The 23,667-nt window shown below is 64.5% G+C and carries 24 protein-coding genes and 1 tRNA gene; 11 read left to right on the top strand and 14 right to left on the bottom strand.

From position 1 onward, the window contains the following. Positions 1 to 11: 11 nt before the first annotated feature. From IVB13_RS00165 to IVB13_RS00145, 5 genes are all read right to left on the bottom strand, one after another. Positions 12 to 224 carry a hypothetical protein gene (locus IVB13_RS00165; RefSeq protein ID WP_247487247.1) on the bottom strand — a complete coding sequence of 71 codons (213 nt, stop codon included), beginning with the start codon at positions 222 to 224 and terminating at the stop codon, positions 12 to 14. Positions 225 to 362: 138 nt separating this feature from the next. Continuing rightward, a complete protein-coding gene (locus IVB13_RS00160; protein ID WP_085351355.1) occupies positions 363 to 1,109 on the bottom strand; it encodes a Crp/Fnr family transcriptional regulator in 747 nt (248 codons plus the stop codon). Then, positions 1,109 to 4,276: a CheR family methyltransferase gene (locus IVB13_RS00155; protein WP_247487245.1), complete on the bottom strand. Its 3,168-nt coding sequence runs from the start codon at positions 4,274 to 4,276 to the stop codon at positions 1,109 to 1,111. The genes IVB13_RS00160 and IVB13_RS00155 overlap by 1 nt, the downstream gene beginning before the upstream one ends. A 170-nt stretch (positions 4,277 to 4,446) precedes the next feature. Beyond that, positions 4,447 to 4,713, bottom strand: a complete 267-nt coding sequence (locus IVB13_RS00150; protein ID WP_018455213.1) for a hypothetical protein — start codon at positions 4,711 to 4,713, stop codon at positions 4,447 to 4,449. Between the two features lie 8 nt (positions 4,714 to 4,721). Then, positions 4,722 to 5,729, bottom strand: coding sequence for a chemotaxis protein CheB (locus tag IVB13_RS00145; protein WP_247362515.1), 1,008 nt, complete (start codon positions 5,727 to 5,729; stop codon positions 4,722 to 4,724). An 89-nt stretch (positions 5,730 to 5,818) separates the two neighbouring features. Between IVB13_RS00145 and IVB13_RS00140 the strand changes: the two genes are divergently transcribed. Continuing rightward, complete coding sequence (locus tag IVB13_RS00140; protein WP_085384485.1) at positions 5,819 to 6,229, top strand: response regulator; 411 nt, start codon at positions 5,819 to 5,821, stop codon at positions 6,227 to 6,229. Between the two features lie 331 nt (positions 6,230 to 6,560). On the opposite strand, the gene IVB13_RS00135 is transcribed toward IVB13_RS00140, so the two are convergent. Continuing rightward, positions 6,561 to 7,343, bottom strand: coding sequence for an SDR family NAD(P)-dependent oxidoreductase (locus IVB13_RS00135; RefSeq protein ID WP_018455217.1), 783 nt, complete (start codon positions 7,341 to 7,343; stop codon positions 6,561 to 6,563). Positions 7,344 to 7,514: 171 nt separating this feature from the next. On the opposite strand from IVB13_RS00135, the gene IVB13_RS00130 reads away from it, so the two are divergent. The 5 genes from IVB13_RS00130 (at position 7,515) to IVB13_RS00110 (ending at position 12,357) form a co-directional block, all read left to right on the top strand. Then, positions 7,515 to 8,690, top strand: a complete 1,176-nt coding sequence (locus IVB13_RS00130) for a zinc-dependent alcohol dehydrogenase (RefSeq protein ID WP_018455218.1) — start codon at positions 7,515 to 7,517, stop codon at positions 8,688 to 8,690. Between the two features lie 12 nt (positions 8,691 to 8,702). Beyond that, positions 8,703 to 9,245 carry a hypothetical protein gene (locus tag IVB13_RS00125; protein ID WP_204511419.1) on the top strand — a complete coding sequence of 181 codons (543 nt, stop codon included), beginning with the start codon at positions 8,703 to 8,705 and terminating at the stop codon, positions 9,243 to 9,245. A 27-nt stretch (positions 9,246 to 9,272) separates the two neighbouring features. Then, entirely contained in the window at positions 9,273 to 10,877 is a 1,605-nt protein-coding gene (locus IVB13_RS00120; protein WP_247487243.1) for an alpha-amylase family glycosyl hydrolase, read from the top strand. 143 nt (positions 10,878 to 11,020) lie between these two features. After that, the gene (locus IVB13_RS00115) at positions 11,021 to 11,200 is read left to right on the top strand and encodes a hypothetical protein (RefSeq protein ID WP_018455222.1); all 180 of its coding nucleotides are present in this window, start codon (positions 11,021 to 11,023) and stop codon (positions 11,198 to 11,200) included. Next, positions 11,197 to 12,357 (top strand): DUF305 domain-containing protein, encoded by a 1,161-nt coding sequence (locus tag IVB13_RS00110; RefSeq protein WP_247487241.1) that lies wholly within the window; start codon positions 11,197 to 11,199, stop codon positions 12,355 to 12,357. The genes IVB13_RS00115 and IVB13_RS00110 overlap by 4 nt, the downstream gene beginning before the upstream one ends. Before the next feature lie 12 nt (positions 12,358 to 12,369). Here IVB13_RS00110 and IVB13_RS00105 read toward each other — a convergent pair whose 3' ends face one another. Together IVB13_RS00105 and IVB13_RS00100 are read right to left on the bottom strand one after the other, a co-directional pair. Continuing rightward, on the bottom strand, positions 12,370 to 12,978 hold the full coding sequence (locus IVB13_RS00105) for an isochorismatase family cysteine hydrolase (protein WP_018455224.1): 609 nt from the start codon (positions 12,976 to 12,978) through the stop codon (positions 12,370 to 12,372). Positions 12,979 to 13,012: 34 nt separating this feature from the next. After that, positions 13,013 to 15,334, bottom strand: a complete 2,322-nt coding sequence (locus tag IVB13_RS00100; protein ID WP_018455225.1) for an FdhF/YdeP family oxidoreductase — start codon at positions 15,332 to 15,334, stop codon at positions 13,013 to 13,015. A 117-nt stretch (positions 15,335 to 15,451) separates the two neighbouring features. On the opposite strand from IVB13_RS00100, the gene fdhD reads away from it, so the two are divergent. Further along, positions 15,452 to 16,324 (top strand): formate dehydrogenase accessory sulfurtransferase FdhD, encoded by an 873-nt coding sequence (gene fdhD / locus IVB13_RS00095; RefSeq protein ID WP_249808079.1) that lies wholly within the window; start codon positions 15,452 to 15,454, stop codon positions 16,322 to 16,324. A 186-nt stretch (positions 16,325 to 16,510) separates the two neighbouring features. On the opposite strand, the gene IVB13_RS00090 is transcribed toward fdhD, so the two are convergent. Then, positions 16,511 to 16,595, bottom strand: a tRNA-Leu gene (locus tag IVB13_RS00090). Positions 16,596 to 16,832: 237 nt separating this feature from the next. Beyond that, positions 16,833 to 17,075 carry a FliM/FliN family flagellar motor switch protein gene (locus IVB13_RS00085; RefSeq protein ID WP_085351347.1) on the bottom strand — a complete coding sequence of 81 codons (243 nt, stop codon included), beginning with the start codon at positions 17,073 to 17,075 and terminating at the stop codon, positions 16,833 to 16,835. A 79-nt stretch (positions 17,076 to 17,154) separates the two neighbouring features. Between IVB13_RS00085 and lipB the strand changes: the two genes are divergently transcribed. Both lipB and IVB13_RS00075 read left to right on the top strand, forming a co-directional pair. Further along, positions 17,155 to 17,892 carry a lipoyl(octanoyl) transferase LipB gene (gene lipB, locus IVB13_RS00080; protein ID WP_247399122.1) on the top strand — a complete coding sequence of 246 codons (738 nt, stop codon included), beginning with the start codon at positions 17,155 to 17,157 and terminating at the stop codon, positions 17,890 to 17,892. 184 nt (positions 17,893 to 18,076) lie between these two features. After that, a complete protein-coding gene (locus tag IVB13_RS00075; RefSeq protein WP_018455229.1) occupies positions 18,077 to 18,790 on the top strand; it encodes a DNA helicase in 714 nt (237 codons plus the stop codon). 57 nt (positions 18,791 to 18,847) lie between these two features. Here the strand turns inward: IVB13_RS00075 and IVB13_RS00070 are convergent, their stop codons facing one another. Next, on the bottom strand, positions 18,848 to 19,270 hold the full coding sequence (locus tag IVB13_RS00070) for a 4-oxalocrotonate tautomerase family protein (RefSeq protein ID WP_247487239.1): 423 nt from the start codon (positions 19,268 to 19,270) through the stop codon (positions 18,848 to 18,850). 112 nt (positions 19,271 to 19,382) lie between these two features. On the opposite strand from IVB13_RS00070, the gene IVB13_RS00065 reads away from it, so the two are divergent. Both IVB13_RS00065 and IVB13_RS00060 read left to right on the top strand, forming a co-directional pair. Continuing rightward, complete coding sequence (locus IVB13_RS00065; RefSeq protein WP_247336146.1) at positions 19,383 to 20,237, top strand: LysR substrate-binding domain-containing protein; 855 nt, start codon at positions 19,383 to 19,385, stop codon at positions 20,235 to 20,237. A 147-nt stretch (positions 20,238 to 20,384) separates the two neighbouring features. Beyond that, positions 20,385 to 21,905, top strand: a complete 1,521-nt coding sequence (locus IVB13_RS00060) for a PAS domain-containing sensor histidine kinase (protein ID WP_247487237.1) — start codon at positions 20,385 to 20,387, stop codon at positions 21,903 to 21,905. Between the two features lie 8 nt (positions 21,906 to 21,913). On the opposite strand, the gene IVB13_RS00055 is transcribed toward IVB13_RS00060, so the two are convergent. The 3 genes from IVB13_RS00055 to IVB13_RS00045 form a co-directional block, all read right to left on the bottom strand. Then, a complete protein-coding gene (locus IVB13_RS00055; protein ID WP_007603158.1) occupies positions 21,914 to 22,213 on the bottom strand; it encodes an acylphosphatase in 300 nt (99 codons plus the stop codon). Then, positions 22,210 to 23,076, bottom strand: a complete 867-nt coding sequence (locus IVB13_RS00050) for an isocitrate lyase/PEP mutase family protein (protein ID WP_018455234.1) — start codon at positions 23,074 to 23,076, stop codon at positions 22,210 to 22,212. The genes IVB13_RS00055 and IVB13_RS00050 overlap by 4 nt, the downstream gene beginning before the upstream one ends. A gap of 163 nt (positions 23,077 to 23,239) precedes the next feature. After that, a partial coding sequence (locus IVB13_RS00045; RefSeq protein ID WP_247487235.1) for a biotin/lipoyl-containing protein occupies positions 23,240 to 23,667 on the bottom strand: 428 nt, incomplete at its 5' end.

The raw sequence follows: 23,667 nt of genomic DNA, 5'->3' as shown, positions 1-23,667 counted from the left end.
GTCGTCGGCTCCTATTCCGACGGCGCGCGGTGCCGGAGATCCTGTCCTTCCCGGTCGTCGCGGAGGGCCTTGAGCTCCGAGCGCAACATCGCGCTTTCCAACACCACCCGGCGCACCTGGCGCGTGGCGTCATCAAGCTGATCCGCGACCGCTCTGCGCTGCGCCCGGAGGGCGCGGCTTGCTTCGATCGCGCGCTCAGCGCGGGCAAGCAGGACGTCGTTCATAGAACGACAATACAGGATTCGGGACGAAACTGCCTTTACGTAAGTTACGTCAATTACTCAAAACCAGCCATCCGGTCAAAAAACATCCGCGAACACTAACCTGGATCAAGTACGACCGTTCCCGAAGCGAGCAAACGCTTAGCTCCGTCGATAGAGTTGCAGATAGCTCGGGGAGAACAGCGCCGCATCCTTGAGCGCATCGAGATCGGTGATGGTCAGCGTGCGATCGCGCAGCACGATCAGGCCGGAAGCACGCAACTCCTGAACCGTGCGATTAAGATGGACCACCGACAGGCCGGTGGCGTCCGCAAGATCCATTTGCGTCACCGGCATCACGCAGGAATTGCCCTCGACCATGCCGACAGGACGCAGCCGCTCGATGATCTCGCAGAACAGATGGGCCACGCGTTCAAAGGCCACCCGGCGGCCGAGGTTGATGGCCCATTCGCGCTGGATCGCGTTGTTGACGAGCGTCTCGCACCAGAACGCTTCCGCGAGCCCACGGTCGCCCGCCACCAGACTCTCGAACCGCGCGCGCTTGATTTCGGTGTAGACGACCGGCGTCATCGCCGCGATGGAATGATCCATCACCGAGAGCAGGAACGCGTGCGCGTCGCAACTTTCGCCGGGAAAGAGAAAATTGACGATCTGTCTCCGGCCGTCCTCCAGCGTCTTGTAGCGGCAGAGCCAGCCGGACAGCACGAGGCGCACGCTGTCGACCGGATCGCCCTCCGAGATCAGATCCTCGCCCGCTCCTGCGCGCTGGATTCCCTCGAGCATCGCGTATTCGAGCGAGGTGCGGGCCTCCGTCGACAAGGGCCTCAGCACGTTCAGCCGGCGAATGACCGGGTCCACCTGGCTGCGATCTAGCGTCGACAAGGGCATCAGCTGGCCACCGCCGGTGTATGAAACGCCCGCTTGCTGAGGGGAATGGTGATCGTGCATTCCAATCCCTTGGGACTGAATGCCAACCTGGTCTGCCCCTTGAACTCGAACGCGAGTGTGCGCTCCAGAAGCTCGGTCCCAAATCCTTTGTGCGGCGGCGGCGCAACCGGCGGCCCACCGCGCTCCCGCCACTCGAACACCAGCTCCGCCGGGTCGGTGCCCTGCTCGAGGCGCCAGGAAATCTCGATGCGACCGGTCGGCCGGCTCAGGGCGCCGTATTTGAGTGCGTTGGTCGCGAGCTCGTGAATGGCAAGGGCAAAGGTTTCCGCTGCCTTCGACTGAAAACGCACCGGGGGACCGCTGACACGTACCTGCTCGCCCTCCCTGGCATTATAGGCCAGCATCTCCTCGACGGCGAGGTATTCGAGATCGACGCCGCCTTCGGGATCGCGGGTCACCAGCGCCTGGGTACGGGCGAAAGCGTTGAGCCGGCCGTCGAGATGAGAGGCAAACTCCTCGACCGTCGAGCTCGTATCGGCCGTGCGACGGGCGATCGAGCGCACCACGCCGAGCGTGTTGCGGACCCGATGCTGGAGCTCGGCCAGCAGCAGGCGCTGCCGCTCCTCGGCGCGGGTCATGGCGGTGATGTCGACGAAGGTGATCACGACCCCGGCGATGAAGTTTTCGATGCTGCGATAGGGCAGGATTCGCACGATGTAGCGCGTGCCGCTGTCCGGCGCCCTCAGCTCGCGCTCGGCGCTGGCAAGCGTCCGCAGCACGCTGCGAACGTCGTCATAGAGGTCCTCGATCGGGACGCGCGCCTTGATGTGCGCGATGGGCCGGCTAATGTCGGTTTCTACGAGATGCAGAATTTGCGTGATCGCCGGCGTGAAGTTCATCACGCGCAACTCGTTGTCGAGGAATACGGTCGCGATCTGCGTGCTCTCCAGGAAATTCCGGAGGTCACTGGTGGCGCGCGTCAATTCCTGGACGCGGTGAGCAAGCTCGCCGTTGACGGTGGTCAGCTCCTCGTTGACCGACTGCAATTCCTCGCGCGAGGTTTCGAGTTCTTCGTTCGCGGACTGGAGCTCCTCGTTGAGGGACTGGTATTCCTCGTTCGAGGACTTCAGCTCCTCATTGGTGCTTTCGAGCTCTTCGATGGTCGCCTGAAGGCGCTCCCGCGTCGCCCGCAGCTCGCCTTCGATACGCTCGACATGCTCGGTCTGCACCAACGCATTGGGCTTGCCTGCGCCGGCATCGATGGCGCGCACCGGGCCGTCCTTGAACAGGACGACAAAATTGCGATCGCCGCTGCCGCCCTCCTGGATCGGCTCCACCGTGATGTCGACGGGAATGTGCTGGCCGTTGGCGCCGAGCTGCACCTGTTCGGCATGGGCGGGCTCGTTGGTCTCCGCCGCGCGGCTGAGCACCGCACGCAGGTCCAGGCGGAGATCGCGGTGGACGAGTTGGAGCAGATCGAGCGTGGCGGCGCCTGCCGTCGGCTCGATGTAGCGTCCGGTGCGCCCGGAGAAGTGCAGGACCTGAAAGTTGCTGTCGGCGATGACATAGGCGGGCGCATAGCGCTCGGCGATCCGCTGTGCGCGGCGCTCCAGCCCGACGTCGGGGCGGAACGAGCGCGACGGCGCCACCTCGAGGGTTGCCCTCCCGGCAGCGGTCGTGATGGGAAATTCCGGCGGCAGCCGGGTTCCGGTCTCGAGCTTCTTGAAGATGCGGGCGCGACGGTCGATCGGCACGAACAGTTTTGGATGCCGCGTGACGTTCTCGGAATTGCCGAGGAACAGGAACCGATCCGGCAGAAGGGCGAAGTGGAATAACGGGATCACCCGGTTCTGCAATTCGGCATTGAGGTAGATCAGCAGGTTGCGGCAGGAGACGAGATCGAGCTTGGAGAACGGTGCGTCCTTGATCACGTTGTGCTGCGAGAAGATGCACATCTCGCGCAGCTCCTTGACCACGCAATAGGTGTCACCTTCGCGCACGAACCAGCGCGCCAGGCGCTCGCCGGTCATCTCCGCTTCGATCTTGGTGCGATAGCGGCCGACGCGCGCAGCCGCCAGCGCCCGTCCGTCGATGTCGGTCGCGAAGATCTGAACCTGCGGTGGCGAGTCCATTTTGGCCATGTACTCGCGCAGGAGGATAGCGATCGAATAGGCCTCCTCGCCGGTTGCGCAGCCGAGCACCCAGACGCGAACCTGCTGGCTCGCGTCCTTGCCTTCGAAGAGCTTCGGGACGATCTGGTTCTCCAGCACCTCGAATTCACGCTTGTCGCGGAAGAATTCGGTGACGCCGATCAAGAGGTCGTTGAAGAGGTGCTGCGCCTCGTCCTGGTCGTTGCGCAGGAAATCGACGTAAGCGGAAATGTCGCCGATCTGGACCACCTGCATCCGCCGCTGCACGCGACGCAGGAAGGTGTTCTGCTTGTAGCCGTGGAAATCATTGCCGGTCTTGCTGCGCAGGATGTCGGCGATGCGCGACAGCGAGGTCGCTGCAGCAGCCAGCACCTCATCGAACCCCTGCTTCTCCTCCAGCCGCCGCAGATGACGGGCATAGACCTGGATGTGCTCGGCGATGTCTTCGGCGGTCAGCACGTAGTCGGCGATCGCGGCCGGCGTATCGGCGTCCTTCAGATGATCCGCGTCGTCGCTCGCGCCTTTTTCGGCGATGGCAAGACCGCCGTGGTCCTTCAGTGTCGCGGTACCCAACGTGCCATCGCCGCCGATGCCGGACAGGATCACGCCGATCGATTGCTCGGCGCGTTCTTCCGCCAGCGACACCAGGAAGCTGTCGATCGTCGCCCGCTCGCCGGGCGCCTGCTCGGCCGGGCGAACGCCGAAGCGACCGCCGTGGATCGTCGTGATCATCGCGGGCGGGCACAGATAAATCGTGCCACCCTCGATGGTCTGGTCGTTACCGACGTCGGAAATCTTGCCACCGTGGGAATTTCGCACGATCTGGCGCAGCCGCGGCTCGTCGAGGGCCTCATGATGCTGGAACGCGAGCACGACGGCCTGGTCGGCGCTTACGGTCAGCCTGGAAAAGAACCGCTCGACACTATCCAGAGCTGTCGGCGCGGCGCCCACCCCGATGATCAGCGGAGACCTGGTCTGGCGCTCTCTTTCGACCGGCTGGTCGCCGATTTCATGCATGATCTCGATAGCTCTCATTCATTGACGGGAACCAGAGGACGCCCGCTCGCCGCAAATAGCAGAATTGATATTATCCCAACAGGTGCAAGGCGGAAACGTCACGCTGCGTTCCGTACAGCGAGCATTGGGCATTAGGCATTGAGCTTGGGTGGCCTGCCAACGCCCCCAGATCACTCCGGACCGACTTGCTGCCGAAGATAGGCGATCCGCTGCTCGATCAGGACGCGATGGCGCAGCCATTCCGTGAGGGTCTGCTTCAGCGCCTCGACCAACCGTTCCGCCTGGCCCGCGTCGTGGCCGCCGGCACTGAGCTCGCGGATGCGCGCCTCCTGATCGAGGATGCGCCGCGAACCCTCCTCGATATCCCGATCGGCCTTGATCAGATGGCGGCGCTCGGTATCGAGTTGCTCGGTCCATTCGGCGAGGGAAATGGCCATCGCGACCCTCAAGCCTCCCGCCTGCGAATGGGAGGATCGAGCGACTTTAGCACAACGCGCCGGATCATGTCGGCATATTCGCGATATTCGGCAGCGCGCGCCTGGTACATCTCGGCCACCGCCGGCCGGCCGTTGCGCCGTCCGTCGGCGGCCATGCGCTGCACCAGCTCGGCCCGCTCCTCGATGATGCGCAGTGCGACCCGCAGGGCTTCATCCACTTGCCCCTCCTGCTCTTTTGCGAGGACGTCGGCGGCGAAGGCGTGACCGACCTGGCAACGGAAGCGCATCGGGTGCGATTCCTTCATCTCGGACAGGACGCCCCCGCAGGCCGGACAGGTCAGCGCAACCGGATCGGCCATCGAGACGAGACGGTCACTGCCGATCCGTTCGCCGGCCGCGATCTCGACCTCGAGCCGGATCTCCGGCGGGATCGGCAGTGCGGCGCCGGCAGCCTCCCTGGCGAGATCAGACAGCACGTCGCCCATTCCGGCGCCGGGAACGCAAAGATCGATGATGGTCGCCTCGAGGGCGCTCCTTGGCATTTCATCGGCGATGGCATCCGAGGGGTCCTGAACCACCGAAATCCCGCCGCAACGCTTGATGGCGTTGAGACCGGCCGAACCGTCGGACAACAGGCCGCTGAGCAGCACACCGATCACACGCGGGCCGTAGTTGATGGCGGCCGAGCGAAACAAGGCATCGATGGCCGGCCGGACCATGTTCTCGCGCGGGCCGCGCCCGAGGAATACGCGATCCTCGGACAGCAGCAGATGGTGGTCCGGTGCGGCCAGATAAACCCGGCCTGGCTCGATCTTCATGCCGTTTTCGGCCTGCCGGACCGGGAGCGGACCGGCGCTGCTGGCCACCGTCGAGAGAATGCCGATGCCCTGCGCCGGGATGTGCAGCACGATGAACACCGCCGCGGGCAGATCCGGCGGCAGCCGGCCCAGGATCTGCTTCAGCGGCGCGGTCGCGCCGGCCGAGCCACCTATGACGATGATGTCGCGGTTGCTCATGGAACCCACTATCGGTTGTATTCGTTTGTACCAAGGCGGGTCACCGCCCTATGTTCCTATGAACCGGCAACGAAGGGGTGGAAGGCACCATGGCGATGTCGCCTCGATCGTCAGGTCCAGAGTCGGCGCTCAGCGGGCGACGCATCTTCATTGTCGAAGACGAATATTTTCTCGCCGACGACATTGGCAGAGCATGTCGCGCGCTCGGCGCAGACATCGCGGGCCCGGTGGGCGATCTCAACGACGCACTCAGTATCCTGCACGACGGCAGTGTTCTGGATGCCGCCGTGCTCGACGTGAACATCCGCAGCGAGATGATCTTTCCGGTCGCGCGCGAACTGAAGGCACGGAACGTCCCCTTCCTCTTCACGACCGGATACGACAAGGTCACGATCAGTCCGGAATTCCACGACGTGCCGATCCTGGAGAAACCGATCGATATGCCTGCGATGGCACAGAGGCTGGCCGCGCTGATCGCCGATCCGCACGGCCGAGCCTGACGGCGATCAGAACAGATGCGCGAAAGCGAGCCAGGCGGTCACCGCCAGACACAGAAGCACCGCAGCATAGGGCAACGCGATCCGCAAATCAGCAGCCCTCCCGGTCATCAACCCATCATCATCCAGACGATCGCCGCCATCATGACGAGAAAACCCGTGATTGCCGTTGCGACAAAGGCCTGTTCGACGCGATCCATCGGCATCACAGCCCCCTTTTTCCAGCCGAACCAGTCTGACGGCGCGGGGAGCTTTGCGCATTAGGCTATGTGAATCGGCGTCCTCCTTATCGGTCCGCGCCGCACCGGTTAGCTTAGATTGCGACGGTATCGTTCTACGACTTCGCCGTGCCCGGCTCCGCCATCTTCCGATGCTGCTTGGCCAGCATCTCGTTCGGCGTGACGTTGGCGATCGTGGTCTGGATCTTGTTCTTCATTCCGGTCACGATGTCGGACTCCCCGCGCAACATGGCGTCGAAGCCGGCCTTCGCGACGTCGTAGGCACTGTCCTTCGGCTCGGTGCCGACCTTGGTATCCATCATGTCGGCGCGGCGGAAGAACTCCGTTTCCGTGGCGCCAGGCATCAGGCAGGTGACGGTGACGCCGCTGTCGCGCAACTCCTCGCGGAGCGCGAATGAGAATGAATCAAGAAACGCCTTGCTGGCGTTGTAGACCGCCTGAAAACTGCCCGGCGTGAATCCCGCGATCGAGCCCGTGATCAGGATGCGCCCCGAATTGCGGCGAAGCATCGCGTTGCCGGCGCGATGGATCAGATACAGCGTGCCGGTGATGTTGGTGTCGACGAGGTGCTTGATCCTGGCAAAATCCTGGTCGAGGAAGGCCTTGCCAAGACCAACGCCGGCATTGGCCAGCAGCGCGTCGATCGGCCGGTCGCCGACCGCGGCGCAGAGCTCGTCGACGCCTTCGGTGGTGGCGAGATCGGCCTGGACCGGTTCGACGCTGCTGCCGAGCCTGCGCAGATCGACGGCCACCCTCTCGATCTCGGGCTCGTCCGCCGCAATGACAAGGTTGAAACCTGCTTGGGCACAGCATCTGGCGAGTTCCAGCCCGATGCCGGTGGAGGCGCCGGTGACGACGGCAAGTTGATTGGCGGGCATGAGCGTATCCTTCGCTAATCCTCGAGGGGGATTGATGACGCTCCAATCACCGCAATGGGCGCTCGTTCCTATCGGGGACGCACGCTGGTGCGGCGCAAAGATTTTGCACTGTGCAATAGCAACCATCGTTCGTTGTTCGACTTGGTTGCCTCGTAGCTCGGGAGAACAGAGATGAAGGCGCTGGTTTGGCACGGCAAGGAAGACATACGCTGCGACACCGTCACCGATCCGGAAATTCAGGACGCGCGGGATGCCATCATCAAAGTCACGAGCTGCGCCATCTGCGGCTCGGACCTCCACCTCTTTCACAATTACATTCCGGGCATGCTGCCCGGGGACATCATGGGCCACGAGACCATGGGCGAAGTGGTCGAGGTCGGCTCGGGCGTCGACGGCAAGCTGAAGAAGGGCGACCGCATCGTCGTGCCCTTCACAATCATTTGCGGCGAATGCGACCAGTGCAAGCGTGGCAATTTCTCGGTCTGCGAAACCACCAATCGCAAGAGTCATCTCGCTGAAAAAGCGTTTGGTCATTCGGGCGCCGGCCTGTTCGGCTATACGCACCTGACCGGCGGCTATCCCGGCGGCCAGGCCGAATATTTGCGCGTGCCGTTCGCTGACGCCACGCACATCAAGGTGCCCGCGGGCATTCCCGACGAGCAGTTGCTGTTTCTCAGCGACATCTTCCCGACCGGCTGGCAGGCCGCCGTGCAATGCGACATCGAGCCGACCGACACGGTCGCGATCTGGGGCTGCGGTCCCGTGGGGCAGATGGCGATCCGCAGCGCCATCCTGCTCGGCGCCAACCAGGTGATCGCGATCGATTGCCTGCCCGAACGGCTCAGCATGGCCGAAGCGGGCGGCGCCACCACCATCAACTTCGAAACCGAAAGCGTCCTCGAGCGACTCGAGGAGCTCACCGACGGCAGAGGCCCTGAGAAGTGTATTGATTGCGTCGGGATGGAGTCGCATGTGATGGCGTCCCTGCCCGACACGCTGCTCGACCGCGCCAAGCAGATGGTCATGGTGGAGAGCGACCGGCCGCATGTGCTGCGCGAGATGATCTATGTCTGCCGGCCCGGCGGCATCATTTCGGTGGCAGGCGTGTACAGCGGATTCTCCGACATGCTGCCGATGGGCGCCTTCATGAACAAGGGCCTGACGATGCGCACCGGCCAGACCCACGTCAACCGCTGGACCGACGACCTGCTCCATCGCATCGAGGAAGGTCAGATCGATCCGTCCTTCGTCATCACCCACACCGTCCCGCTTAGCCAAGGCCCCGAGATGTACCAGGTGTTTCGCGACAAGCGCGACTCCTGCGTCAAGGTCGTGCTGAAGCCCTGAGGAGCAAGACCCATGTTTCATTTCTCCAACATCGTTCGCACCAAGGGCGACCCGAAAATCGTCGAGGGCGGCCCGAGCCTGAAGCGGCCCGAAGACCAGCTCGCCCGTGCGCTCGGCTGGTTCAGCATCGGTCTCGGCGTCGTGGAATTCTTCGCGCCGCGGCGCGTCACGGAAACGCTGGGCATGGAGGGCCATGAGACGCTGGTCCGCACCTTCGGCCTGCGCGAGATCCTGGCCGGGGTCATGACGCTCTCGGTCGAGAAGAACGCCGGCCTGTGGGCCCGCGTCGGCGGCGACGGCCTCGATGCCGCCGCGCTGCTCTCGGGGCTGACCGCGGACAATCCCAAAAAGGGCAATATCGCGCTGGCGCTGCTGATGGTCGGCGGCATCGCGATGCTCGATTACCGCGCCGCGCAGGACACCAAGCCGCAGCGGCCGCCGCGCGACGCACGGCGCAAGCTGTATCCGAACCGCAGCGGCTTTCCCAAGGGCATCGAGAGCGCCCGAACCGCGGCCAAGCAGATCGCAGCGCACGCCGCGACGGAACGGACCTGAGAACGCGCGACGAGGTGATGCAAGACAATGAGCGAAGCGTCCCGTAACGAAGGTGCGTGGTGGGAATCCGCCGTCATCTACGAAATCGCACTGATCTCGTTCCAGGACTCGGACGGCGACGGCAAGGGTGATCTCGCCGGCCTGACATCCCGCATCGACTATCTGAAATGGCTCGGCGTCGACGCCGTGTGGCTGACGCCGGTCTACAAGAGCCCGTTTCGCGACCTCGGCTACGACATCTCCGACTACTGCTCGATCGATCCTGCGTTCGGCAGCCTCGAGGCGTTCGACCGCCTGCTCAAGGCCCTGCACGCGGCGGATATCCGCGTGATCCTCGATCTCGTGCCCAATCATACCGCGAACGATCACGCATGGTTCGTCGAGAGCAGCAGCTCACGGAACAGCGCGAGGGCCGATTGGTACATCTGGGCCGACGCAGCCGAGAACGGCGGCCCGCCCAACAACTGGCTGAGCCGCTTCGGCGGCAGCGGCTGGGAATGGTGCGAGGCGCGGCGGCAATATTACTATCACTCCTTCCTGGTCGAGCAGCCTGATCTGAACTGGCGCAACCCGCAACTGCGCGCCGCGATCGCCGACGTCATGCGCTTCTGGCTCGATCGCGGCGTCGACGGCTTTCGCGTCGATGCCAGCGCGGTCCTGATCAAGGACGCGCTGCTGCGCGACAATCCGCATAACCCGCAAGCGAAAGGCAAGCCGCCGCCGCAGCGCCAGACGCCCGTCTTTACCGACGACCGGCCGGAGACGATGGATTGCATCGAATTCATTCGCGAGGTGATCGACGGCTATCCAGGGCGGATGTTGTGCGGTGAAGTCCAAGGCAAGACCGACCGCATCGGCCACTTCTACGGCAACGACCGACCGCGCCTGCATCTGCCCCTCAATTTCGCACTGCTGGACTCGCAATGGGACGCGCTGTCCCTGCAAGCAACGATCGACGCGTATTTCAACGCCATCCCGGATCATGCATGGCCGGTCTGGGTGATCGGTGGTCACGACAAGCAACGGATCGCGAGCCAAATCGGCGAGCCGCAAATGCGCGTGCTGGCGATGCTGCTGATGACGCTGCGGGGAACGCCCTTCTTCTTCATGGGCGACGAGATCGGCCGCAAGCGCGTTCCCATTCCGCCCGACCGCGTCCACGATCCCTTCGAGAAGCTCGTGCCGGGGTATGGCCTTTGCCGCGATCCCGAACGCGCGCCGATGCGATGGGATGACAGCAGCAACGGCGGCTTTACAACCGGCGATCCATGGCTGCCGCTCGAGCCGCGCGACGGCGCGGCCAACGTGGCCGCGCAGCAGCGCGACCCACGTTCGATCCTGGCGCTGTTTCGCGCGCTGATGCGACTGCGGCGCGAGCGCGCGTGCCTGCGCCACGGCGGCTACGAGCCCCTACGCGCGCAGAACGACGTTCTTGCCTACAGGCGGACGGATGGCGGCAAGGAAATTCTGGTCGCGCTCAACATTGCCGCCGAGCCGCGGAAATTGCATTGGCAAGGTCGCGGCCGCCTGCTGATGTCGACGCATCTCGACCTGCCGTCCGAGCCGCTGCCGGACGCCTCCATCCTGCTCCGCGGCAATGAAGGCGTGATCATCGAACTCGAGCCACGGTGACGGCCGAGGAACCATCCGCGCGTCAGAGAGTCTCATCAACGCCTCCGACGTCCCCCCTGCCGGAGGCTGAATAGACGAAACCGCAGCCCCGGCGCTCACCCCCTTCAAGCGCCGGGGTGGCGGCGTGAGCCAGGAGGCGGATCATGAGCAAGACCAAGGGCCTCGGTCAGCGGATCGCCGGCAAGACGAAACAGGCCGTCGGCGAGATCGTCGGGGATCAGGATCTCCATGAGGAAGGCAAGCAGCAAGCGGAGCGCGGCCGGGACGAACAGAGCAAGCCGAGCGAGCTCAATCCGTTGAAGAAACTCAATCAGCTGACGTGAACGCCGCCGCGCCGTCAGCCATTTCCAAGTCAATTCGCACCGGTGATGAAGCCGCCTCACGGCGACGCTCGCGCTGGGTCGCCGCTGCCGAACTCGGCCTGGTCAGCAGCACCTTCTCGACCATCGTCAGCCAGCTGTTCGCCGCGCGCATCGGACGCGATGCCGCCGTCGACTGGATGACGGTCGCCGCCATCCCCGCGCGCGATTGGGCGATCAGCGCAGAGCCGTCGTGGAGCGCGATCCTTGTCGGGATCGCCTTCCACCAATGGGCGGACTTCTCCTGGGCTCTGGTGTTCTTCGGTGTGCTCGGGCGCTGGACCGCCGACCTGCGGCCGCTGACGATCCTGCTGCTCGCGCTGCCCTGGGCCGTGTTCTCGTCAAGCATGGAATGGTTCGTGCTGGTGCCCCTGTTTCCGTTTTGGCAACCGCTGTTCACGCTGCAGCAGCCCTACTGGATCGGCCTGCTCGTCCACGGCTCCTCGGCCGTGATGTACCCCCTGTTTGCCCGGCTGCGCTGGACCGGGGGAGCAGCACCCGCGCGCGATGTTCGCTTCGCCGATGCCTGGATCACCGGCGCGCTGGCTTTGATCGCACTGCTCGGCGCGGCTGCCTTGTTCGGCAGCCATGGTTACGAGCCGCAGTGGGCGGGCCGCGACAGGGACGCGGACCAGACTTACATCCGCCACATGACTGCGCATCACGCCCAGGGCGTCGCGCTGGCCCGGATCGCCACCGAGCGCGCGCAGGACCCGCATCTGCGAAAGCTGGCGATGCTGATGGTCGCAAGCCAGACCGGCGAGAACCGGATTTTCGAGACGTGGTGGCTGAGCTGGTTCGACACCGAGATGCCCGATTGCAGCTCGGACGAACGTGCCGCCATGCCGGGCTTCCTGACACAGGCCGAGATGCGACAGGTCAAGGCCGCGCCGGCGGACCAATTCGACACGGTGTTCGTCGAGACGATGAGCAAGCATCACGCAGGCGCGGTCAGGATGGCCGACCAGATGTGGCATAGCCGCGGCGATCTGCGCCTGCGTGTGATGGCCCACGCCATCCGCCATGAGCAACAGGGCGAGATCGCGCTGATGCACGGCGCCAGCGGCATTGCCGCCGTCGCCGCCGCCTTCCGCAACATGCTCGGCGACAATGTCAATTGAGCGGGTCGTGCCCTACTCGCGCCAGAACTCCGCCAATTCCTCGGCGGTCATCAGATCGACCTGGCCGTGAAAGCGGGTGCGATACATCGTCATCAGCGCATCATGGCCGACGTCGGACGAGCTGCACAGCGCATCCTCGACGATGACGACCCTGAAGCCGAGATCGACGGCGCTCAGGACCGTCGAGAGCACGCAGACGTCCGTCTCCGCCCCGGTGATGACGACCGTGCCGACGTTCTTGTCGATCAGCAGGCTCGCGAGGCCAGGATTGCTGAACGCGGAATAGGCCGGCTTGTCGATGACGGCGGCCGGCGGAACGAAGCGGCTCAGAGCCGGCACGAGTTCGAGGCCGGATGGCGGCAGATGTTTGCGGGTCGCTTCGCGCCAGCGACGAAAATAGCGCTGCCACTGTCCGGGACGATCTTCCGGATCTTCCGGCGTGATGAATCGCGTGAAGATCGTTCTGGCCTGATGGCGCGAAACGATCGAGGCGATCGTCGGCAACACTCGCGCCATCCATGGCGTCTCCCAAAGGCCACCCGGAGCGAAGATGTTCTGCATGTCGATGCACAAGTGAACGGCGTCGCTGATGTCGGTCACGTCCGACGCGCTGTCTCTCATCGTCCTTCACTCCTGTGGGCGTGATCGACGGCGTTCACGACGCCGAGATCGGAGCCTCTCCGGCCTCGACGATCTCTGGAAGGATGTCCTTGAACAGACGCACCGGAATGGATTTTGCCGCAGGGACCTTGCTGCCCTCCGCGTAATGCCAGAGCGGAATGAGCACGTTGCACTCCGGATAATAAGCCGCAATGCTCCTGCGCGGGATGCCATAGGGGACGATTTGGAGTTCGCTCAGGCTGCGTTCGACACCGTCGCCCGCCTCCGTCACCAGCGTGACGGTATCTCCTGCTTTCAACCCGTCTCCCTCCATGTCGGCGGGATTCATGAACACGACGTAGCGGCCGCCCTCGATGCCGCGAAAGCGATCGCCTTCGGCGTAGATCGTCGTATTGAACTGCCCGTCCGCGCGCAGTGTCATCAGCTCATAGACGCGGTCGGTCTCGCGCGGCGGCGCGAAGGCCGACTTCGGAACGGTGAAGTTGGCCTTGCCGTTCGGGGTCTTCCACTTCCGCTCGCGCGCCGCGAGCGGCCGCGCAAAACCGCCGGGTTCGAACATGCGCGCATTGAAGTCCTTGAACTGGTCGGGATAGGTGCGCTCGATGGCGTCCCGAACCCGCGAATAGTCGGCGACCCAGGCGTCCCAATCGATCTTGGGGTTGGGCTTCAACGTTGCCTTTGCCAGGGCGGCGACGATCGCCGGCTCCGACAGGAGATGGTCGGCCACCGGCTTGCGCTGGCCGCGCGATCCGTGAATGCAGGTGGTGGAATCCTCCATCGACACCGCTTGTGCGCCGCTGGCCTGCCGGTCGATCTCGATCCGGCCGAGGCACGGCAGCAGATAAGTGACCTCGCCCGGCACGAGGTGGGTCCGGTTGAGCTTGGTCGCGATCTGCACCGACAGGCGCAGGCCGGACCAGGCGGGCTCCATCAGGGACCGCTCCGGAACGGCGCGCAGGAAATTGCCGCCGAGGCCGACGAAGCCGCGAACGTCGCCTTTCAGAATACCCTGGCAGGCGTCGACGGTGGACAGTCCCTCCCACCGCGGCGGCTCGAAACCGTAAAGCTCCGCAAGCTTGTCGAGCGGCACCAGCTTGGTCTTCTCGGAGATGCCGACGGTGCGCTGGCCCTGCACGTTGGAGTGGCCCCGGATCGGCAAAATGCCCGCGCCCGGCTTGCCGATATTGCCGCGAAGCAGCAGCAGGTTGACGATCATCTTGTTCGTCTCGACGCCGTGCTTGTGCTGGGTGATGCCCATGCCGTAATTGGCGATCACAGCCTTGGCTTCCATATAGGTGTTCGCGGCTTCGCGCAGCGCACCGCGCGAAAGCCCCGAGGCCCGTTCGATCTCGTCCCAATCCTGTGTACGGCAGAATGCGGCGAACTCCTCGAAGCCGGCCGTGTGCTGCTGGATGAATTCGACATCCACCACGCGCGCAGCTTCATTCTTGCGCGCGAGGTCGTCCGCCTCGATCACCCATTTGCAAATCCCGACGATCGCCGCAGCATCACCGCCGACCCGCACCTGATAATATTGCGAGCTGATGCGCGTGCCGCCGGCGATCATCTGGACCGGATTTTGCGGATTGACGAAACGCTCCAGGCCGCGCTCGCGCAGCGGATTGAAAGATATGATCGGCACGCCGCGCTGCGCCGCCTCCTGGAGCGGATGCAGCATGCGCGGCGCATTGGTGGTCGTGTTGTGGCCGAAGAAGAAGATGCAACCGGTAGTCTCGAAATCCTCCAGCAGAACGGTCCCGACCGGAACTCCGATCACCTCCGGCAGCGCCACCGACGTGGTTTCGTGGCACATGTTCGAGCTGTCGGGGAAATTGTTGGTGCCGTACATGCGGCCGAATAATTGGTACATGTAGCTGGTTTCGAGCGAGGCACGTCCAGACGTGTACATCACGACCGAACGGGGATCGAGCCGGTTCAGCTCGGCGCCGATAGCCGCAAAGGCCTCCTCCCAGTCGACCGGCAGATATTTGTCGCTTGCCCTGTCGTAACGCATCGGCGTCGTCAGGCGCCCCTGCTCCTCCAACTGATGATCGGACCAAGTTCGTAGTTCAGCCAGCGTATGTTGCGCAAAGAACTCCGGTGTCACGGTCTTGCGCGTAATCTCCCAGGCGGTCGCCTTGGCGCCGTTTTCGCAGAACTCGAACGGACGCGGCTTGGCCGGCTTGGCCCAGGAGCAGCTCACGCACATGAATCCGTCCGGCTTGTTCTGCTTGAGCAGGATCTCGCTGCCGAGAATGGCGACCTCTTCCTGTGTCAGGATACTGGCAACGGCTTTGAGCGAGCCCCAGCCGCCTGCCGGCGCATCATAGTTCTCGACCTTTGCCTTTTGCCGCATGGCGTTTCCTTCAATCGCAAGCCCTGCACGCAAAACCCGAGATGGGATGGCAAGTTCCAAGCGTTCGGAACCTTGCTCCGGTTCGTGCGTCGATGAATCGACGTAGGACGAACACCCATGCACGGCTCTCGATCCGGCGCACACGATCGCGCATCCATGCCCACGGCATCCGTGAGAATGCCCCGGCTGACGTCGAGCGGAACGCGGGATGAGCGGATGCTGGCGGAGGAATGTCCCGTGGCACTCGTCTACGACGGAACGACCGTCGCCGTTGTGATGGCAACTCCCGCCGATCTGACCGATCTTGCTGTGGGATTCAGCCTGACCGAAGGGATCATCGGGGACATCGGCGAGATCGAGGAGCTCACGGTCGTTTCCGGTCGCGACGGCATCGAACTGCGGCTATGGCTGCGAACGAACGCCGGGCGCCGCCTGAAGGAGCGCCGGCGACATCTGGTCGGGCCGACGGGTTGCGGCCTGTGCGGCATCGACAGCTTGCGGGAAGCCGGGCGGATCGTTCAGTGCGTCGAGCAGCCAGCGAACCTCACGGCGGAGCAGATCAGCACGGCCGTCGCAACCCTCAGCGAGTCACAGATCCTCAACCACAAGACACGCGCCGCTCACGCCGCGGGTTTTTTCGAGCCAGTCGGCAAGACCATGACGGTGCGCGAGGACGTGGGGCGCCACAACGCCCTCGACAAGCTTGCCGGCGCTCTCGCGACGGAAGGAGCATCCGGCCGCGCTGGCGCCGTCATTCTCACCAGCCGGATTTCGGTCGAGATGGTGCAAAAAACCGCCGCGATCGGCGCCGGCGTCGTCGTTGCCATGTCTGCACCGACCGCGCTCGCAGTCCGAACGGCCGAAGCCAGCGGGATCACGCTTGTCGGCATAGCGCGGGGCGACGAGTTCGAGATCTTCAGCCATCCGGCGAGGGTGTTTAAGCCCGCCGCCACGCAGATCGAGCCGGAGTCTCGACCGCAGGCAAACTAAGGGAACCCGGACGTGAGGGCATAGCGAACTTCGCCAGGCAACTTCATGCCCGATCGCGCCGAGGGAGCGAACCCTCGGCCGCGAGATCGAACATCGAAGACTTGGGGAGGCCCCGTTCCAGGGTCCGCAGCGCGAACAGGGCGGGCACCGAAAATCGCGAAACAATCTTTCGCGTGTCTGTTTGCTTGGTGCGCTCGGAGGGACTCGAACCCCCACGATTTTACTCACTGCCACCTCAAGGCAGCGCGTCTACCAATTCCGCCACGAGCGCTTTGGGGATGCCGGCTTGAGGCTTGAAGGCCAACCGGATCAACGGCGCCGATCTAACAAATCCGTCAGAGGGGTACAAGCCTCCAAAGGCCCTGAATTCCACAAGCTTGGCAGGAAAGTTCCGGCTCCTTGCGCCGGGATCGGCCTTTTCCGCCTGCCCGGCCGCTACTGCGTGCCCAGGCCGCGACGCGTGCCCGGGCCGCGACGCCTGCCCGGGCCGCGACGCCTGCCCGGGCCGCTACCGTGTGCCCGGGACACGTGGCAGCATCTGCTTGACCTCGACCGCGATGCGGTTGCGGTCGACCAGCACCACCCCGGAGGCGACCGGTAAATTATTGGCCAGAACCTTGACCTCGTCGGCCTCGGTTGCGTCCAGCTCGATGATGGCGCCGCGGGAAAGACGCAATACCTGATGGATCGGCATGGTCGTCGTCCCGAGGACGACCATGAGGTCCACGGTGACTTTGTCGAGAGTAGGCACTTCAGCACCACCGCAACTTGGGACTAGGACTAGGGACTGGTATTTGCTCCTGGGATCATCACCCGGTTATGGTTAGCCAATGGTTAATTCGCCCCAACACCCCCGCCAAGAGCTCGATTTGACGCCGTTTTCCGCTTCCACCGGCGAGCCAGTGGAATGGCGGATTTCGGACGCGCCGGTGCCCTATCCGGAGGCGGTCGCCGAAATGGAGGCGCGCGCCGCGGCGATCGCGGCCGGTGCAGCCCCGGAGCTGGTCTGGCTGCTGGAGCACCCCCCGCTCTACACGTCCGGCACCTCGGGCAAGACCACCGACCTGCTCGATGCCCGATTCCCGACCTTTGCCACCGGGCGCGGCGGCCAGCTCACCTATCACGGGCCCGGCCAGCGCGTGGCCTATGTCATGCTTGACCTGAAGCGCCGCCGGCCGGATGTCCGAGCCTATGTCGCGAGTCTGGAGGAGCTGATTCTGCGGACGCTCGCCGCCTTCAACATCCGTGGCGAGCGGCGCGAGGACCGGGTCGGCGTCTGGGTCAAGCGGCCCGACAAGGGACCCGAGCACGAGGACAAGATCGCCGCGATCGGCGTCCGGCTGAAGCGCTGGGTCTCGTTTCACGGCATTGCCATCAATGTCGAGCCGGAGCTGTCACATTTCGCCGGCATCGTGCCCTGCGGCGTCGCCGATCCCCGCTACGGCGTCACCTCGCTGGTCGATCTCGGCCAGCTCCTGACGATGAGCGATGTCGACGTGGCGCTTCGGCAAGCCTTCGAGGAGCTGTTCGGGCCGACCCAGGCGCTGATGCCGGAAGCAGCGGCCTAACTTCGGTCTCCCTCATTCTCGGCAAACCCGGAATCAGCTACCCTCGATTCCGGTGTCGCCCACGCCTCCCCCCTCCGCCGGGAAAGCAGATGTCATGCCGGGCGAATTGATCATCGGACCGACTGTTCGAGCGCCAAGGCATAAGGAGGGGTTGCGCTTCAGCTTGCAATGGGAGGTTTTTGCGATGAGACTGTCTGCACCCATTTATCATCTGAAACGAAAAGCGAAGCGCTTGTCCCACGAGGTAGGCATCCCGCTGCACGATGCGCTCGACCGCGTCGCTGCGACGCAAGGCTTTTCCGCATGGAGCCTGCTCGCGGCGAAAGCGGCCACAGCGACGCCGGCCAACCGGCTTTTCCCGCAATTCCAACCGGGTGACCTGGTGCTGGTGGGCGCGCGTCCCGGCCAGGGCAAGACCCTGATGAGCCTCGGGCTTGCCGTAGAGGCGATGCGGTCGGGCCACCGCGCCGCGTTCTTCTCGCTCGAATACACCGAGAAAGACGTTCTGGATCGCTTTCGGGCGATCGGCGTGGATCTGGCGGAGTTCGAAAAACTCTTCGAGGTCGATTGCTCCGACGCCATCAGTGCCGACTACGTCGTCAAGCAGATGGCCGCAGCACCGCGCGGCACGGTCGTGGTGATCGACTATCTGCAGCTGCTGGACCAGCGGCGGGAAAATCCCGACCTCACCGTTCAGGTGCGCGCGTTGAAATCATTCGCGCACGACAAGGGATTGATCGTCGTCTTCATCTCGCAGATCGACCGTTCCTATGATTCCTCGCTCAAACCCTGCCCTGACCTGGACGATGTCAGGCTGCCGAACCCGCTCGACCTGAAGCTGTTCGACAAGACCTGTTTCCTGAACAAGGACGAAGTTCAGTTTCGCATAGCGAGCTGACGATCCCTGGCAACGGTTCAGGCCGCGGGTGCGGTTATTCACCCGCGGCCTCCCTCCTCACGCCTTCTCCGGCGAAACCTCGAGCTTGCCGGCGATGTAGCGCCGCTCCTGGGTCAGGCCGCCAAAGCCATAGGCGTCGCCCTTGACCTCGTCGACATGCAGATAGGTCTCGTGATGCAGCGGGCCCAGGATCCCGGCCATGCGCTGGAACATCGCGGCGAGATAGGCGGCCTTCTCGTCCTTGGTGTTGGTGCCTTCGCTGACGTGAATGTCGGTCCAGTAGCTCGCGAGCTTTTGCTCTGCGAGCGACTTGCCGCCAGCGAACCAGTCGCTCGCCTCCACCGACTTCACGATAATGGCCGTGACCTCAGGGTCCTTGTGCAGGATTTTTGCGGTGAGCTCGGATACGGCGCTCGCGATGTCGGCCTTCAGCGGCGGCGACTGGCGCGGGGTGGTGTAGGACACGGTGATCAGCGGCATGGTCGTTCTCCTCGGATGTCGCGCAGATGTTGCGCGGCGTTGGTGAGAAGCTAGACCCGCCCTCGACATCTTGGTATCTTATCTCTGTTGATACCAGTGATAAGAAATCGTAATGATAGCAACGCTCGACATCGCCACCGTCCAGGCCTTCCTGCTGGTCGCCGACCTCCAGAGTTTCACGCGGACCGCCGAAGCGCTCGGCACGACCCAGGCGGCTGTCAGCCTCAAGCTGCAACGGCTGGAGACGCTGCTGGGAAAACGTCTCGTCGAGCGCTCGCCGCGCGCGGTCCGGCTCACGGCAGACGGCGCGACGTTCCTGGAGCGCGCCCGCGCGCTGATCGCGGCGCATGACCGCGCGCTATCGGGCGAGGCCTCGGTCGCGCAGTCGCTCTCGCTCGGCATCTCCGACCATGCTGCGGGGCCGGAGCTGGTACCCCTGCTCGAACGCCTGCATGCGATGTCGTCGAACCTCACGCTTGCCGTCATCATCGGCTTCTCGCGCGAGATGCAGGAGGCCTATGATGCGGGCCGACTGGATGCGGTGATCGTGCGCCAGGAAGGCAGCCGGCGCGGCGGAGAGACGCTGGCCGAGGACGAATTCGGCTGGTTCGCGTCACGACGCTTCACCGTGCCAAAGGGGCAGCCTTTGCCGCTCGCGACGCTCGCCCCGCCCTGCGGCGTCCGCGCCATCGCTGTGCGCGCGCTCGACAAGGCCGGCCTGAAATGGCGTGAGCGCTTCGTCGGCGGCGGCGTCACCGCCGTGGTTGCAGCCGCGCTCGCCGGACTTGCAATCGCGCCGCTGGCGCGACGGATCGCGCCGGCAGGCCTGGTCGACGTCGGCCCCGCCCACAAGCTGCCGAAACTCGGCAGCTCAAAGGTGATGCTCCATTCGAAGGTCAGCGATCCCGCAAAGCTGGCGGCGCTGCGTGCGGTGGCGGCGACGTTCCGTAGCGTGGCGGCGGTCTGACGCGCACGGCTTTCCGGCTCGAATGCGGGCGAGCGTCTGCTGGCTTGCGTCCTGCATACGGACGCGCAATGTTGCCTAAAAATGTTCCAACCTCCGGGAACAATCCGCCACCTACTGCGTTTGCCCCCGTTGAGGCAGGGTCCGCGAATGGTCGAGAAGTCTAGTCAGCAGAGGGATTTGTTCGAAAGCGAACGCAGTTTCCGCCTGTTAGTTGAAGGAGTTGCGGACTACGCACTCTACATGCTGGATCCCACCGGGAGAATCACCAGCTGGAACATTGGCGGCGAGCGCATCAAGGGCTATTCACCCGGGGAGATCCTCGGCCAACACTTTTCCCGGTTCTACACCGAGACCGACCGCGCCAACGGCAAGCCCGCCCGTGCGCTCGGCATCGCGCGGGAAAAGGGCCGCTACGAGGAGGAAGGCTGGCGCGTCCGCAAGGACGGCACCTTCTTCTGGGCCAGCGTCGTGATCGATCCGATCTACGAGGCCGGCGAGCTGGTCGGCTTCGCCAAGATCACGCGCGACATCACCGAGCGGCGCAATACCCAGCTCAAGCTCGAGGCGATGCAGAAGCAGCTCGCCGAATCCCAGAAATTCGACGCGCTCGGCCAGCTCACCGGCGGGGTCGCCCACGATTTCAACAACCTCCTGATGATCATCAGCGGCAGCCTCCACATGCTGAAACGAGGGGCCGACGACAAAGCCAAGCTTCAGCGCGCGATCTCGGCCATCGAGACCGCTACCAGGCGCGGCGCCGCGCTAACCAACCAGCTCCTCACCTTCGCGCGGCGGCAGAGCGTCAATCCGCAGGCGATCGACTTCGCCGACCGCATCGCGGCGATCCGCGAGGTACTCGATGCCGGCGTCGGCAGCTCCGTGCGCCTGGCTTTCGACGTCAGCGACGACGTCTGGCCGATCAGGACCGACGTTTCCGAGCTCGAGACCGCGCTGCTCAACCTTGTCATCAATGCCCGCGACGCGATGCCCGACGGAGGCACGGTGACGATCGCAGCGCGCAATCTCGTGCTCGACGAGGACCCCCTCGTGGGCGAATTCATCGCGATCGACGTCACCGATACCGGCCTCGGCATTCCCTCCGACGTTCTCGACAAGATCTTCGAGCCGTTCTTCACGACCAAGGCGATCGGAAAAGGCACTGGCCTCGGTCTCTCCCAGGTGCACGGCTTCGCCCATCAGGCCGGCGGCACGGTCCGGGTCGCGAGCGCGCTCGGCAAGGGCACGACCTTCACCATCCTGCTGCCGCGCGGAGAAGACGAGCCATCGCGTGAGGCGGCGGGAGAACCGGCGTTCCAAGGCAGCGGCACGGTGCTGCTGGTCGAGGACAATCCGGACGTCGCCGCCGTCAGCATCGGCCTTCTGGAGCAGCTCGGCTATCAGGTGCGCCGGGTCGCGGACGCCGAAGCCGCCTTGAGCGAGATCGAGAAGAACGGCGTCGACTTCGTGTTCTCGGATATCGTCATGCCCGGCAAGATGGACGGGCTCAGCCTCGCCCATCACCTCCGCCAGATCCGCCCCGGCCTGCCGATTCTGCTCGCCACCGGCTACAGCGAAGTCGCCGCAGGCGTGCGCGGCGATTTCCCGATCCTGCGCAAGCCCTACGAGATCCACGAATTGAGCGAAGCGATCGCCAAGCTGCCGCGGTGATTCTTTAGCTACACCGTCGGCAACACCGAAAACGCCTCGCCTGCTCGGCGCAAGTTCAGTTCATCGACGTCGGCCGTCTCGCTGGTGACGCTGTCGACGCGCGAGGACGGCGGGCCGTGGCGGCACAGCGCAACCATGTCCGCGACGTGCTTCGGCGGCCCCGCGAACAGCGCTTCGACGCTGCCGTCACGGCGGTTGCGGACCCAGCCTTCGAGACCGCACGTCGTCGCCTGATACTCGAGCCAGGCCCGGTAGCCTACCCCCTGCACGCGGCCGCGGATCATGACCTGGAGGATCGCCCGGCTCATTGTTTCAGTCCGAGGACATCGGCGCTCCGCGCCTTGACGTCGGCCTCCCGCGTGACGCGGCTGGTCAAGTCCGACGATGGGAGACCTTTGAGATTCTTCGGCGCAGTGCCGTCGCGTAGCGCCTTCTGCGTCTCGTAGACGGCCTGCGTTGCGGCCGCGATCGGCGCGTGGCCCTGAAGCGCGATGCGCACGCGCTGGCCAGCGAGGTATTCGAGCACGTTCAACTCCTCCGGCGCGCCGCCGAGCACGATCGGCAGGCGCGTCGCAGACACGATGGCCTCGAGCTCGGCGCGCGACTTGATGCCGGTGAAGAACAGCGCGTCGACGCCGGTAGCCTCATAAGCTCTGGCGCGGCGGATCGCATCCTCGATCGAGGTGATCGAGGCCGCACCGGTGCGGCCCATGATGACGAGCGAGGGGTCGCCGCGGCCGTCGAGTGCCGCCTTCATCTTGCCGACGCCCTCCTCGAGCGAGATCAGCTGCGTCTTCGCTTCGCCGAAGCCAGCCGGCAGCAGCGTGTCCTCGATGGTGAGGCCGGCGGCGCCCGCCGTTTCCAGCTCCTGCACCGTGCGACGCACGTTGAGCGCGTTGCCATAGCCGTGATCGGCATCGACCAACACCGGAAGCGCTGCAGCACGCGACATCCGCCGCATCTGCTCGGCAAGTTCCGTGAGCGTGATCAGCGTGATGTCGGGGTCGCCGAGCACCGCGAGCGAAGCCACCGAGCCGCCGAACATGCCGAGCGGGAAACCGAGATCCTCGGCGATGCGGATCGAGATAGCGTCGTAGACCGAGCCGGGATGGACGCACGTCCCGCCCGACAGGATCGATCGCAGTTTTTCGCGGCGGGAACGAAAGGCCATGGTGATGTCTCGGTTAGGTCACGGAGGCCGCAGCATACTCCGTCATTGCGAGCGAAGCGAAGCAATCCAGAAATGCATCCGCAGAGACAGACTGGATTGCTTCGTCGCGGAGCCTGTCATCGGGCCGCGCTTCGCGCGGACCCGGTGGCTCCTCGCAATGACGTTACGCAAATTCCAAAATCAGCGCATCCACCGCGAGCGTCGCGCCGGCGCTGGCGTGGATCTTCTTCACCGTGCCGTCCTGCTCGGCGCGCAGAACGTTCTGCATCTTCATGGCTTCGACCACCGCGAGCGTCTCGCCGGCCTTGACCTCCTGCCCTTCGGTCACCGCGATCGAGACCACGAGACCGGGCATCGGACAAAGCAGCTTCTTGCGGGTGTCGGCAGCCGTGGTCACCGGCATCAGCCGCGCCGAGGCAGCTTCCGCTTCGGTCCAGACATAGACCGGCACCTCGACGCCCTGATGCGCGAGGCGGATACCGTTCGCGATCGGGCGCACCTGCACCGCGACGACATGCCCGTCGATGGTGCCCTGCCAGACAGGATCGCCCGGCTTCCACGGCGACTGCAACAGATGCGCATTGCCGGTCT

Origin of the sequence: Bradyrhizobium sp. 17 (genome assembly GCF_023073515.1) — a bacterium.
GTDB classification, from domain to species: Bacteria; Pseudomonadota; Alphaproteobacteria; order Rhizobiales; family Xanthobacteraceae; genus Bradyrhizobium; species Bradyrhizobium canariense_D.
The sequence above is the reverse complement of the archived record's forward strand: the minus strand, read 5'-3'. Positions and strand labels throughout refer to the sequence as shown.

What these genes read in the sequence shown, in the direction of transcription:
- IVB13_RS00075 (WP_018455229.1), top strand. Translation starts at nt 18,077, where the DNA reads ATGAGACTGTCTGCACCCATTTATCATCTGAAACGAAAAGCGAAGCGC.
- IVB13_RS00155 (WP_247487245.1), bottom strand. Translation starts at nt 4,276, where the DNA reads ATGCATGAAATCGGCGACCAGCCGGTCGAAAGAGAGCGCCAGACCAGG.
- IVB13_RS00105 (WP_018455224.1), bottom strand. Translation starts at nt 12,978, where the DNA reads ATGAGAGACAGCGCGTCGGACGTGACCGACATCAGCGACGCCGTTCAC.
- IVB13_RS00055 (WP_007603158.1), bottom strand. Translation starts at nt 22,213, where the DNA reads ATGAGCCGGGCGATCCTCCAGGTCATGATCCGCGGCCGCGTGCAGGGG.
- IVB13_RS00065 (WP_247336146.1), top strand. Translation starts at nt 19,383, where the DNA reads ATGATAGCAACGCTCGACATCGCCACCGTCCAGGCCTTCCTGCTGGTC.
- IVB13_RS00145 (WP_247362515.1), bottom strand. Translation starts at nt 5,729, where the DNA reads ATGAGCAACCGCGACATCATCGTCATAGGTGGCTCGGCCGGCGCGACC.
- IVB13_RS00050 (WP_018455234.1), bottom strand. Translation starts at nt 23,076, where the DNA reads ATGGCCTTTCGTTCCCGCCGCGAAAAACTGCGATCGATCCTGTCGGGC.
- IVB13_RS00120 (WP_247487243.1), top strand. Translation starts at nt 9,273, where the DNA reads ATGAGCGAAGCGTCCCGTAACGAAGGTGCGTGGTGGGAATCCGCCGTC.
- fdhD (WP_249808079.1), top strand. Translation starts at nt 15,452, where the DNA reads ATGCACGGCTCTCGATCCGGCGCACACGATCGCGCATCCATGCCCACG.
- IVB13_RS00150 (WP_018455213.1), bottom strand. Translation starts at nt 4,713, where the DNA reads ATGGCCATTTCCCTCGCCGAATGGACCGAGCAACTCGATACCGAGCGC.
- IVB13_RS00160 (WP_085351355.1), bottom strand. Translation starts at nt 1,109, where the DNA reads ATGCCCTTGTCGACGCTAGATCGCAGCCAGGTGGACCCGGTCATTCGC.
- IVB13_RS00135 (WP_018455217.1), bottom strand. Translation starts at nt 7,343, where the DNA reads ATGCCCGCCAATCAACTTGCCGTCGTCACCGGCGCCTCCACCGGCATC.
- IVB13_RS00070 (WP_247487239.1), bottom strand. Translation starts at nt 19,270, where the DNA reads ATGCCGCTGATCACCGTGTCCTACACCACCCCGCGCCAGTCGCCGCCG.
- IVB13_RS00125 (WP_204511419.1), top strand. Translation starts at nt 8,703, where the DNA reads ATGTTTCATTTCTCCAACATCGTTCGCACCAAGGGCGACCCGAAAATC.
- IVB13_RS00100 (WP_018455225.1), bottom strand. Translation starts at nt 15,334, where the DNA reads ATGCGGCAAAAGGCAAAGGTCGAGAACTATGATGCGCCGGCAGGCGGC.
- lipB (WP_247399122.1), top strand. Translation starts at nt 17,155, where the DNA reads ATGGTTAATTCGCCCCAACACCCCCGCCAAGAGCTCGATTTGACGCCG.
- IVB13_RS00130 (WP_018455218.1), top strand. Translation starts at nt 7,515, where the DNA reads ATGAAGGCGCTGGTTTGGCACGGCAAGGAAGACATACGCTGCGACACC.
- IVB13_RS00140 (WP_085384485.1), top strand. Translation starts at nt 5,819, where the DNA reads ATGGCGATGTCGCCTCGATCGTCAGGTCCAGAGTCGGCGCTCAGCGGG.
- IVB13_RS00165 (WP_247487247.1), bottom strand. Translation starts at nt 224, where the DNA reads ATGAACGACGTCCTGCTTGCCCGCGCTGAGCGCGCGATCGAAGCAAGC.
- IVB13_RS00060 (WP_247487237.1), top strand. Translation starts at nt 20,385, where the DNA reads ATGGTCGAGAAGTCTAGTCAGCAGAGGGATTTGTTCGAAAGCGAACGC.
- IVB13_RS00115 (WP_018455222.1), top strand. Translation starts at nt 11,021, where the DNA reads ATGAGCAAGACCAAGGGCCTCGGTCAGCGGATCGCCGGCAAGACGAAA.